The organism is Neisseria leonii (genome assembly GCF_028776105.2).
Classification (GTDB): Bacteria; Pseudomonadota; Gammaproteobacteria; order Burkholderiales; family Neisseriaceae; genus Neisseria; species Neisseria leonii.
On record NZ_CP145606.1, the window covers coordinates 1,157,300 to 1,169,232 of the forward strand.

At 56.5% G+C, this 11,933-nt stretch carries 10 protein-coding genes and 3 tRNA genes; 2 read left to right on the forward strand and 11 right to left on the reverse strand.

Features of this window, described 5'->3' with window-relative positions:
• Positions 1 to 16: 16 nt before the first annotated feature.
• The 9 genes from ORY85_RS05520 to ORY85_RS05560 all read right to left on the reverse strand — a co-directional run bounded on the left by ORY85_RS05520 (position 17) and on the right by ORY85_RS05560 (position 7,471).
• Positions 17 to 445 carry an EamA family transporter gene (locus tag ORY85_RS05520; RefSeq protein WP_274572026.1) on the reverse strand — a complete coding sequence of 143 codons (429 nt, stop codon included), beginning with the start codon at positions 443 to 445 and terminating at the stop codon, positions 17 to 19.
• A gap of 9 nt (positions 446 to 454) precedes the next feature.
• Positions 455 to 2,911: a heavy metal translocating P-type ATPase gene (locus ORY85_RS05525; RefSeq protein ID WP_274572027.1), complete on the reverse strand. Its 2,457-nt coding sequence runs from the start codon at positions 2,909 to 2,911 to the stop codon at positions 455 to 457.
• A 164-nt stretch (positions 2,912 to 3,075) separates the two neighbouring features.
• A tRNA-Asp gene (locus tag ORY85_RS05530) sits at positions 3,076 to 3,152 on the reverse strand.
• Positions 3,153 to 3,183: 31 nt separating this feature from the next.
• Positions 3,184 to 3,259 (reverse strand) — tRNA-Val (locus ORY85_RS05535).
• A gap of 94 nt (positions 3,260 to 3,353) precedes the next feature.
• On the reverse strand, positions 3,354 to 3,956 hold the full coding sequence (gene ribA / locus ORY85_RS05540) for a GTP cyclohydrolase II (protein ID WP_405030349.1): 603 nt from the start codon (positions 3,954 to 3,956) through the stop codon (positions 3,354 to 3,356).
• Positions 3,949 to 4,590 (reverse strand): hypothetical protein, encoded by a 642-nt coding sequence (locus tag ORY85_RS05545; protein ID WP_274572135.1) that lies wholly within the window; start codon positions 4,588 to 4,590, stop codon positions 3,949 to 3,951. The genes ribA and ORY85_RS05545 overlap by 8 nt, the downstream gene beginning before the upstream one ends.
• A 274-nt stretch (positions 4,591 to 4,864) precedes the next feature.
• Positions 4,865 to 5,035 (reverse strand): Arm DNA-binding domain-containing protein, encoded by a 171-nt coding sequence (locus tag ORY85_RS05550; RefSeq protein ID WP_338577762.1) that lies wholly within the window; start codon positions 5,033 to 5,035, stop codon positions 4,865 to 4,867.
• Between the two features lie 556 nt (positions 5,036 to 5,591).
• Positions 5,592 to 5,676 (reverse strand) — tRNA-Leu (locus ORY85_RS05555).
• 196 nt (positions 5,677 to 5,872) lie between these two features.
• Complete coding sequence (locus tag ORY85_RS05560; protein ID WP_274572030.1) at positions 5,873 to 7,471, reverse strand: isocitrate lyase; 1,599 nt, start codon at positions 7,469 to 7,471, stop codon at positions 5,873 to 5,875.
• Between the two features lie 468 nt (positions 7,472 to 7,939).
• On the opposite strand from ORY85_RS05560, the gene queF reads away from it, so the two are divergent.
• Positions 7,940 to 8,413: a preQ(1) synthase gene (queF, locus tag ORY85_RS05565; protein WP_274572031.1), complete on the forward strand. Its 474-nt coding sequence runs from the start codon at positions 7,940 to 7,942 to the stop codon at positions 8,411 to 8,413.
• Positions 8,414 to 8,522: 109 nt separating this feature from the next.
• Positions 8,523 to 9,221 carry a 7-cyano-7-deazaguanine/7-aminomethyl-7-deazaguanine transporter gene (locus ORY85_RS05570; protein ID WP_274572032.1) on the forward strand — a complete coding sequence of 233 codons (699 nt, stop codon included), beginning with the start codon at positions 8,523 to 8,525 and terminating at the stop codon, positions 9,219 to 9,221.
• A gap of 177 nt (positions 9,222 to 9,398) precedes the next feature.
• On the opposite strand, the gene ORY85_RS05575 is transcribed toward ORY85_RS05570, so the two are convergent.
• Positions 9,399 to 9,734, reverse strand: coding sequence for a 5-carboxymethyl-2-hydroxymuconate Delta-isomerase (locus ORY85_RS05575; protein WP_274572034.1), 336 nt, complete (start codon positions 9,732 to 9,734; stop codon positions 9,399 to 9,401).
• Positions 9,735 to 10,100: 366 nt separating this feature from the next.
• A complete protein-coding gene (locus tag ORY85_RS05580) occupies positions 10,101 to 11,867 on the reverse strand; it encodes an acyl-CoA dehydrogenase family protein (RefSeq protein WP_274572035.1) in 1,767 nt (588 codons plus the stop codon).
• Positions 11,868 to 11,933 lie beyond the last annotated feature (66 nt).

An 11,933-nucleotide genomic window follows, 5' to 3' on the forward strand; every position in this document is an offset into this window, starting at 1 on the left:
CTTTCTATTCCGATTGCTAGCGTTTCAAGGCCAAAACCAGTACGCCGCCGCCGATCAGCACGATGCCCAGCCATTCCTGCGCACCCGGCCGCTCTTTGAGAAACACCACCGACATCAGCACCACCAGCACAATACTGAATTTGTCCACCGGTGCCACTTTCGATGCCTCGCCCATCTGCAAAGCCTTGAAATAGGCCAGCCACGATGCGCCCGTCGCCAAGCCCGACAAAATCAGAAACGTCCAGTTTTTCGCACTGAAACCGGCCACACCCTGCCATTTGCCGGTATAGCTCAAAAATGCCGCCAGCGCGCCCACAATCACCAGCGTGCGGATAAAAGTGGCAAAATCCGAATCAATGCCCTGCAAGCCCGCTTTGGCCAGCACCGCCGTCAGCGCGGCAAAAAATGCAGAAGCCAACGCCCAATAAAACCAAGTCTGTTCCATTTTTCTCCCTCAACGGCGCAAACGCAGCGCATTGAGCACCACCACCAGCGAGCTGGTACTCATGCCCAAAGCCGCCACCCACGGCGTTACCCACCCCGCAGCCGCCAACGGTACGGCCAGCAGATTGTATACCGTGGCCCAAATCAGGTTCTGCCGGATTACGGCAGCCGTACGCTTGGCCTGCGCCACCGTTTCGGCCAGTATGCCCATTTCATCGTTCAGCATCAGCACATCGGCACCTTCGCGCGCCACATCGGCACCGCCGGCCACCGCCACCGAAACATCGGCCGCTGCCAGCACCGGAGCGTCATTGATGCCGTCGCCCACCATCAGCACTTTCCTGCCCTGCCGCTGCAAATCCGCCACATAGGCCAGCTTGTCTTCCGGCGAGGCTTGGGCACGGTAATCGTCCACACCCAACACCCCCGCCGCCGCCGCTACCGCCGCCGTACGGTCGCCACTCAAAATATGCGGGCGCAAACCCTGTGCTCTGAGTGCCGCAAGCATGGCCGCGCTGTCGTCCTTCATCGGGTCATCCAGCAGAAACAGCGCGGCAAAACCGGCCGTGCTGCCCAAAGCCACCAGCGTCCCGTTGTGCGTCGGCCGCTGCCAGTCATCGGGCAGCACTCCGGCAATTTCGGCCACAAATTCCGGCCGCCCGATGCGCCAAACCGCCGTTTCGCCGTTGAGACGCACATCAGCGGCCACGCCGTAACCCACGCGGTTCGTCCGCCCGGAAACAGCGATTTCCATGCCGTCTGAAAACGGTGTTTTTTCAGACGGCATCCGGCAGACGGCACGGGCAATCGGGTGTTCCGACTGTGCTTCAAGCACCTGCGCCAGCCGCACGGCCGTCCCTTTGTCGAAGCCTGCTGCGGCCAACACTTTGGAAACTCGGAGCCGCCCCTGTGTCAGCGTGCCGGTTTTATCGAACACGACATCGGTGGCCGCCGCCAGCGTTTCGAGTGCCTGCGCACCCGATACCAGCACCCCCTGCCCCGCCAGCCTGCCCGTGGATGCGGCCAGCGCGGTGGGTGTGGCCAGCGACAGGGCGCACGGACAGGTAATCACTAACAGCGACACCGTTACCCACAAAGCCTGATAAACATCGCTGTACCACCACCAGCCCAAAAACACCGGCACGGCAAAAACAATCATGCTGCCGACAAAAGACGAAGCATAACGGTCGGCCAATACTGCCAGACGCGGTTTCTGCGACAGGGCTTTGTCCAGCAGCCGCACAATATGCGCCAGCCGCGTCCCGCCGCCCACTTCTTCGGCACGCACCACCAGCGGGCTTTCGCTGTTGAGCGTACCGGCCGTTACCCGATCGCCCGACCTCTTGACCACCGGCAGGTTTTCGCCGGTGAGCATGGCTTCGTCCACCGCCCCTTCGCCCGACAAAACCACACCGTCCACCGGCACGACTTCGCCCGGCTTCACCAATACCACATCGCCCGCTTTCAAACGGACAACGGCCGCCTCGGTAACCGTTTCATCGGGATAGCCTGCCAACTGATGACAGAACGCCGGCACCAGCCTGACCAACCGCTCGGCCGCGTCTCCGGCCTTGTAGCGCGCATTCTGTTCCGCATAACGCCCCAAAAGCAGCAGGAACACCAGCATCGCCAGCCCTTCAAAATACATCCCCTGCCCCGCACCGCTCAGCAGGGCATAAACCCCCGCCCCGAAAGTCAGCGCAACCGCCAATGCAATCGGCGTATCCATACCGGCACGGCGGTTTTGCACATCGCGCCAAAACCCGCGATAAAACGGCTGCGCGGCATAAAAAATGACCGGCAGCACCAGAATAAACGTCGCCCAATGCAGAATATTCAGATAAAGCGGTTCGATGTTGTCATACAGATAAGTCGGCACCGCAAACATCATGGTCTGCATCATCGACAGCCCCGCCACCGCCAGCCTGAACAACGACTGTTTGCGCGCCTTTTGCGCCTGAACTTCGACTTTCTGCGCATCATACGGCGCGGCCGTATAACCGGTTTGATGAATGGTCAGCAAAATATCCGACAGGCGCACCCGCGTTTCGTCCCAACGCACGCGTGCGCGCTGCGAACTGTAATTCAAATCCGCCGACAACACCCCCGGCAAACGCATCAGCCGCTGCTCGATCAGCCACACACAAGCCGCACAGGTAATGCCGCCCAGCATCAAAACCGCTTCACGCACATCATCGGGATGCGTTTCGACAAAATCGGCCTGCACCTCGGGCAAATCATACAGCCGGATCTGATTGAGCATTTCCTGCGACGGCAGCGCCGCCCGTTCGGCATCGGCCGTACGCTGACGGTAATAATGCCCCAAACCCGCATGGATAATACTCTGCGCCACCGCCTGACAGCCCGCACAGCAGGCAGGCTCGCTCCGCCCCTCATATTCGATGGGCAGATCAAGATTTTCAGGCACGGGCAGCCCGCAGTGGAAACAGGAAAGCGGATGGTTCATGGTGCGGATTGTACTCCCGATTCACATGGCAAAAAATGCTTTACATCAACATTCGGCAGGCCGTCTGAAAAACCAAAACCCCCGTTCAGACGGCCTTAAGGACGGCATACCGCCTATCGGATACGCACGCAAAAACAGCAGCCGTCAGGCTGCTGTTTTTATCTTGGCGCGGCGGACGGGGCTCGAACCCGCGACCCTCGGCGTGACAGGCCGATACTCTAACCAACTGAGCTACCGCCGCGCATTGCCGTTTCAATGCGGCAAAGGAAACTTGGTGGGTGATGACGGAGTCGAACCGCCGACATTCTGCTTGTAAGGCAGACGCTCTACCAACTGAGCTAATCACCCGTTTGCTGAAAAGCGAAAACGTGATTAAACCAAATTTAACGCCACACCGCAAGCAAAAAAACGGCTGCCGAAAGGAAACCCTTGTTCGACAAAATTATTTCTTTTCACTGCCGTGCAGCAGATGCCCCAATTTTTCCGCTTTCGTATGCAGATAACGTGCGTTTTCCGCATGTTCGCCCACCTGTAACGGCACTCGTTCCGCCACATTGATGCCTGCTGCCTGCAACACCGCCACCTTATCGGGATTGTTGGTCAATAAGCGCACGCTTTGGACACCCAAATAGGCGAATATTTCCTGTGCCAGCCGGAAATCGCGTGCATCCACCGGCAAACCCAGTGCAACATTGGCTTCCACCGTATCCAATCCCTGATCCTGCAATTGATACGCACGGATTTTATTAATCAAGCCGATACCCCGCCCCTCTTGGCGCAGATACACCACTACACCTCGCCCTGCCTGCTGAACTGCCTGCATCGCCGCTTGAAGCTGCGGACCGCAATCGCACTTTTGCGAAAACAGCGCATCACCGGTCAGACACTCAGAATGCACCCGCGCCAACACCGGCTCGCCGTCGTCCACCTGCCCCATCACCAGCGCAATATGCTCTCTCCCTCCGGTTTCCTCAAAACCGTACATTTGAAACACGCCCCATTCGGTCGGCAGACGGCAGGCCGCCCGATAAGTCAGTTTACTCATCATCGGCTCCACCATCCGTACGGTCGGACAACAGCATCAAAGGCGCAGCCAAGGCTACCGCCAGCCCCACCCATGCCGCCTGTGCCGTTTCATCAAATGCCCCCGCCTGCGCCGCCTCCACATATAGTACGCCGAACACCGCACCGCTTTCCGAACACACCGGTGCCGCCAATTGCGCGCCGCTATGGTGCATACCGCCCAAACTGCCCGATGCCAGCCAGGCCGCCACATCATCGGCCACACTCAACCACCCCGTCTGCGCCGCGCGCGCCGCCAGCGAGCATTCAACGGAAGCCGCATCAACCGTCAGCCGCTGCACACCCACCTTACCCTGCTGCGCCACCCGCACCAGCACATCATCAGCCGTATAAACATACACTACCGCCGACACCGCCCGTTCATCACGTGTCCATGCCGAATCCAAGGCCATAAACACCTGCTTTAACGCTGTCCCGCGCGTGTCGTCCTGCTCAATATAATCGGCCAACCGCCAATCTTCCTGCATATGCCACAGTACACCGTACTCCACAGCCGACTGCCCGCCCGCCATCACAGCTTCTGCCGCCAACTGCGCCACCCGCACCTCATCACGCGGCAGCCGCAAACCCTGCATTTTCACATAATCGTCCAACACTACCGTCAATTCCTTTAAACATCATACCCGCCATATTGCCCGTACGCAGACAGTCAATCCCACCATCGCAAGACAGCGGCAAACCCCGCAGCTACCTGTTCCGGCAGTTTGATGTCGGCAACTCCGATATCACCAACCGACGATATGCAGGGAAACGCCTTTGCCAAGATAATTCACCATTCGTGCAGCATGATCGGCTTTCCGGCGCTACCAAATTATTGCCGAACCAACGGCGGAACCGCCTCAAACATATTCAGCCGCCCGCTGCGCCTGCTTATCGGCGACAGAGAATCGGCTTTCCGCCAGCAAGCGGCGCATTTTCCGCTCCCACTGCTACCAACGTAACAGCGGGATACCTGCCGATATACAGCGCCTTTTCTTTGCCGTTGATCCAATATTTCAGCCGACAAAACCTCCATCCAGACGGCATAACCAGCCAAAACAAACCCCCGCCGTCTGCCAGCTTATAGGCTTGACGGACTGCTTGGCATTCCTGATCCGACAGTCGTTTGCAGCATTGAGAGAGGGGGATTTTTTTCAGACATTTTCAGAAAAATTCGAACTATACCCCCATATTTCGGGCAATTCAATTAAACGGCATCGGACGGCATCAGGCGGTTCAAAAAACCAAATCAGCCCGAAAGCCTTACCAATATTGGGATTGGTTGATTGCGTTAGATTGCATTAGACAAAAAAATAACCCCTGAAAGGGGTTGGGTGGGCGAAGAGACTCGAATTATAGACTTAAATTATTGATTTTAATAGTTGGTGTTTTTTATTAAATCAGAAAATACCCCCAAATATACCCCCAATTTTCAGCCTATTCAATTAAACGGCGTTATACGGGATTAGACAGCCAAGCAGGCGGAATAACAGAAAAAAGGAACCGGAAACTAGAAATAAATATTTTATTTTTAATAATTTATCTTATTGCATTAGATGCCGTCGGACGGTATTGGACAAACAAAAAACAGCCCCGAAAGGCTGTTGTTTTTTGAGTGTGGTGCGGACGGAGAGACTCGAACTCTCACACCTCGCGGCGCTGGAACCTAAATCCAGTGCGTCTACCAATTCCGCCACGTCCGCACGATTTTGCGCAAGCGGTGTATTATACAAGGTTGCCCGCCCTTTGCAAGAAAAAGGCAGCCCCATACAGGCTGCCCGAATCTTTTCAATCAGAAATTTCTTTAAAAGCGACAAATGCCCACAAAATCAACCTGTCCGGATAAGTCTTGTTTCAGACGGCCTCCGGCATACCTGAGGCCGTCTGAAACACACCGGATCAGTGGAATTGATTCATGGTGTTGTCTTTGCCGCCCGCTTTGAGTGCGGCTTCTCCGGCAAAGTATTCTTTATGGTTGTCGCCGATGTCGGAACCGGCCATGTTTTGGTGTTTCACAGTGGCGATACCTTGACGGATTTCTTCGCGCTGGACACCTTTCACATACGCCAGCATACCTTGGTCGGCAAAATAGCCTTTGGCCAGATTGTCGGTTGAAAGTGCGGCGGTATGATAGGTCGGCAGGGTGATCAGATGATGGAAGATACCGGCTTGGGCTGACGCATCTTTTTGGAAAGTACGGATACGCTCGTCGGCTTCCTTGGCCAAATCGGTGTCGTCGTAATCCGCGCTCATCAGCTTGGTACGGTCGTAGGCGGATACGTCTTTGCCCGCTTCCTGCCATGCGTCGAACACTTGTTGGCGGAAGTTCAACGTCCAGTTGAACGAGGGGCTGTTGTTGTACACCAGCTTGGCGTTCGGAATGGTTTCGCGGATTTTGTCCACCATTTCTTTAATCTGGCCGATGTGCGGTTTTTCGGTTTCAATCCACAACAGGTCGGCACCGTTTTGCAGCGAGGTGATGCAGTCGAGCACCACGCGGTCGATACCGGTTCCTTTGCGGAATTGGAACAGATTGCTCGGCAGGCGAACGGGTTTGATGGTTTTGCCGTTGGTATTGACAATGACATCGCCCGGTTTGATTTGGCTCAGGTCGGTAATTTCCTCACCGTCCAGAAAACTGTTGTATTGGTCGCCCAAATCGCCCGGCTCCTGAGAATAAGCGATTTGCTTGGTCAAACCCGCGCCCAGAGAATCGGTGCGGGCGACAATCACGCCGTCGTCCACGCCCAATTCCAAGAATGCGTAGCGCACAGCGTTGATTTTTGCCAGAAAATCGACGTGCGGAACGGTTACTTTACCGTCTTGGTGGCCACATTGTTTTTCGTCGGAAACCTGGTTTTCGATTTGGATACAGCAGGCACCCGCCTCGATCATTTTTTTGGCCAAAAGATAAGTGGCTTCGGCATTGCCGAAACCGGCATCGATGTCGGCAATAATCGGTACAACGTGGGTTTCGAAATTGTCGATCTGGTTTTGGATTTCCTGCTCTTTGGCTGTGTCGCCCGACGCGCGGGCAGCATCGAGTGCGGTGAACAGCAGGTCAAGTTCGCGTGCGTCGGCCTGTTTCAGGAAGGTGTACAACTCTTCAATCAGCTTGGGTACACTGGTTTTTTCGTGCATGGATTGATCCGGCAGCGGGCCGAACTCGGAACGCATACCGGCCACCATCCAGCCGGAGAGATAGAGATAACGCTTATTGGGCGTTTTGTGGTGTTTTTTGATGGCAATCAGTTTTTGCTGGCCGACGAAACCGTGCCAGCAGCCGAGCGATTGGGTGTAGTTTGCGGGATCGGCATCGTATTCCGCCATATCGCGGCGCATGATGGCGGCGGTATATTTTGCGATGTCCAAACCGGTTTTGAAACGGTTTTGCAGCCGCATACGGGCAACGTATTCCGGCGTGATGGCGTGCCAGCCGCCGCCTGCCTGCTGTTTGATTTCGCCCGCTGTGCGGATTTCTTCCTGATAATTAGCCATAAGAGAGCTCCTTTGTTCTCGCTTGATTTTTGGATCACTCTGCTGCTGATGCCGGCACCGTGCAGCCGGTGGACAGCAGCGAAGCGCGGAATGAATTTACCTTTATTTTCATCTTCTGCCAAGACCAAACCGCTAAATTTAATCAGATTTCTTACTCTAATTTCCGCCAAGCCCAAACCAGCGAAAACATTTTTTAACAAATACCCGCACAAAATAAAAACGATATAGCACCAAAATGCCGTTCTTTGGCATTTGCTACCGCGTTTCCCTTTAAAAATATTTTTTCCGTACAACCGCCGCCGCTGCTTTTTCAGACGGCCGCAACCCAACTGTCAAGCCGCCTGAAAACCGCCTGTTATGCGGTAAAAGGCAAAACAGGAAACGGCTGACAAAAACGCGGCACAACCGTATAATGCCCGCCCCTGTGGTTCGCAAATCCGCCCACATTAAAAAACTAGGAACCCCGATATGACACGCCAAGCCTGCGAGCTGGGCGGCATCAGCCTGCTGGGCGACAGCCGTACCCGCTATCCTTCCGATTACGCGCCGGATATTCTGGAAGCGTTCGACAACAAACACCCGGGCAACGATTATTTCGTCAAATTCATCTGCCCCGAATTCACCAGCCTGTGCCCGATTACCGGCCAGCCCGATTTTGCCGATATTATTATCCGTTACATTCCCGACGCAAAAATGGTGGAAAGCAAATCGCTGAAACTGTATTTATTCAGTTTCCGCAACCACGGCGATTTTCATGAAGACTGCATCAATATCATTATGAAAGACTTAATCGCCCTGATGAATCCGAAATACATCGAAGTGGCCGGCGAATTTACACCGCGCGGCGGCATCGCCATTCATCCGTTTGCCAATTACGGCCGCCCCGGCACGCCGTTTGAGAATATGGCGCGCGAACGGCTGATGCGCTACGAATTGCCCTAATATATGCCACACAGGCCGTCTGAAACGGCGCATCTTGCGTTTTTCAGACGGCCTGCCTACCCACCCTGAGGTTCGCAATCCTCCCGCATCAACAAAACTAGGAACCTTCATGAACACCTACACTTTTTCCCGTGCACAACAGCAAAAAGCCCTGTTTTGGCTTACCTTTTTCCACATTCTGATTATTGCATTGAGCAATTATCTGGTGCAGTTTCCGTTTACTGTCTCCCTGCCCGGCGGCAGCCAAGTACATTCCACTTGGGGCGCGATCAGCTTCCCCTTCATCTTTCTGGCCACCGACCTGACCGTCCGCATTTTCGGCCGCCGCCCGGCACGGCGGATTATTTTCTGCGTGATGCTGCCTGCCCTGCTGATTTCCTACGCGTTCTCCGTCCTGTTTTCCGGCGGCACATGGGCGGGCTGGGGCGCATTGGCGGAATTCGACGCTTTCGTTTTCCGCATCGCGCTGGCCAGTTTCACTGCCTATGCCGTCGGCCAGCTGCTGGATATTCGGGTGTTCGACCGTCTGCGCAAACTGCGTACATGGTGGATCGCGCCGACGGCATCGACTTTTGCGGGCAACGCGGTGGACACGCTGCTGTTTTTCGCCGTGGCATTCTATGCCGGCAGCGATGAGTTTATGGCGGCAAACTGGCCGCAGATCGCTTTTGTCGATTATCTGTTCAAACTGTTTATCTGCACGCTGTTTTTCCTGCCCGCCTACGGCCTGATACTCAGCATACTGACCCGGAAACTGACCACCCTGAGTGAAAACGGCCGCCTCACCGCCGTTGCCGACGGCCGCTGATTTCAGCAGGCCTGCCCCGAAAACCGGCCTACAAATAAACGGCCGTCTGAAAACAGGCAACACCCGTTTTCAGACGGCCTGTGGTGCGGCCGGGAAAAAATCCGTTCCAAAGCCCGCACCGGCTGCCCCAAACCGATTCTAACGGTATCCGTTCGTACCCTGCCGCTTCCGGCCGGCTCACGCTTTCCAGTACAGCGGGGAAAGTTCAACCACTTCAACCGAATATTGCGGCTTACAATCAAACGGCAGTCCGCCCAACACCGCCAAAACGGCTTGCGCCAATGCCTGTTTGACCGCATCCGTCCGCCCCGCCAGCAACAGCAGGCGGACGGCGATAAAATCCTGACTGCCCCCGCCGGTACCCACCAGCGAAGCATCGGCACGGTATAGACGGCTTTTAATATCGCTCAACACAAATTCGCCGCTGTCATACAGTGCCTGCGCCAAATCCGCCAAGAGTTTCGTCTCATCAACTGCCAGCCCGGCACTGATCTCAACCATCAGATGCGGCATATTTTTCTCCTTGAATCCGGTAAAACGGGAAAGGCCGCCCCTGTTCCGCAGCAAACAGCCCGCCATAACGGAAACAGGCCGTACTCCTTGCCGGTGCCGTCTGATACACGGTACAGCCACGCAGCAATCCTGCGGCCGCTTCGGCTTCCCAAAAAGCCGCGCACCGATTTTGGCTGCACAGAAACCCGCTTCGCCCCCATGTAGGCCGGATACCTGTATCCGACAAAAGCAGTTTCATTCGTTTTAGCTTATGCAGAACTCTGCTTGCCCGTTTTAGCTCCGCAGAAACCCGCTGCGCTCGTTTTAGCTCCGCAGAAACTCGCTGCGCTCGTTTTCAGACGGCCTCGAAAGTCAATGCGCGGCCGCCTAAACCGCCCACACGTCCGGCGCCGCCAATACCGCCCCGCTGCCGTGCAGGACTTGGACGGCATATGTGTGGACTTGCGGCAGCACATAAGCGAAATATCCCTCGGTAATCTGACGGCGCGCCCGCACAAAGGTTTCGCCGAAGGTTTCCGCTTCGGCCGCCGCGTATTCCCGTGCCAGTGCAACCGCACCCAATGTACAGGCCATTTGGTGCAGATAGGCATGGGAGGCGGCAGCGGCCGCTTCCGGTTCGGCGGCCATGGCGCGCACAATCTGTGCAACCGACGCTTCGGCCGCGTCCAAGGCCTGAGTCAGGCTGTCGGCCAACTCCGCCGCACCGGCTTTGCGCAGCCCATCGGCAGCCCCGCGCCCGTCGTCTAACAGCATACGGGCGGCACGTCCTTCGTCGGCAGCGGTTTTGCGGCCGATCAGATCCAATGCCTGAATACCGTTGGTTCCTTCGTAAATGGCGGTAATCCGCACATCGCGCACATACTGCGCCACACCGGTTTCCTCGATATAACCCATGCCGCCGAATACCTGCACGGCCAGATTGGTCAGCAGCGTACCGTTGTCGGTACACCATGCTTTCACAATCGGAATCAGGAAATTCAATTCGGCCTGCGCCGAACGCCGCACATCGTCATCAGCCGCACCGTGTGCCAGATCCAACGCGGCGGCGGCACGCATATACAGCGCGCGCTGTGCCGCCAGCGTGGCTTTCTGTACCAGCAGCATACGGCGCACGTCGGGGTGGCGGATAATGGCTACCGGCGTGGTACTTTGGCCGCCGATACTGCGGCTCTGCACCCGTTCTTGCGCATAAGCCAGCGCGGCTTGGTACGCACGCTCGGCCACCGCATGGCCTTCAATGCCCACACCCAGACGGGCATGGTTCATCATAGTAAACATATAGGCCAGCCCCTTGCCCGCTTCGCCGACCAGATAGCCTTCGGCTTCGTCGAACTGCATCACGCAGGTGGGGCTGGCGTGGATACCCAGCTTGTGTTCCAGTCCGACCGCCGCCACGCCGTTTCGCGCACCCAAACTGCCGTCGCCGTTTACCAGATATTTCGGCACGATAAACAGCGAAATGCCTTTCACGCCCGGCGGCGCATCGGGCAGGCGCGCCAGCACCAGATGGACAATGTTTTCGGTCAGCTCGTGATCGCCCCAGGTAATAAAGATTTTCTGGCCGCTGACCGCATACGCACCGTTGTCTTTCGGTACGGCTCTGGCCGCTACCTGTGCCAGATCGCTGCCGGCCTGCGGCTCGGTCAGATTCATGGTGCCGCTCCAAATACCCGCACTCATTTTCGGCAGATAAAGCTGTTTTTGTGCATCGGAACCGTGGTTCAGAATGGCTTCGGCCGCCCCCAGAGTCAGCATCGGCAGCAGCGAGAGTGCCAGATTGCCCGCACACCACATTTCTTCGCAGGCCGCCGCGACCACCGCAGGCAGACCTTGGCCGCCGTATTCGGCCGGTGCGCGCAAACCCGGCCAGCCCGCCTGACGGTACTCGTCGAACGCTTGTACCAAATCGGGGTGGGTATGCACCCGGCCGTCTGAAAGACGGGCACCGTGCAAATCGCCGGTCCGGTTGGTGGGCGCAATCATTTCTTCGGCAAAACGGGCAGCCTCTTCCAATACGGCATCGGCCGTATCACTGTCCAGGCCGTCCGCAGCAGGCAGCGACAGCACCTGATCCAGCCTGCCGTGCACACGCAGGGCAAAACGCAGTTCGTTCAACGGGGCTCGGTAAGTCATCGGGTTCTCCTTCCTTGGGTATTTTTGTTTTGACAGCACGGCAAAGCGTATCACAGCTTCGCGCTT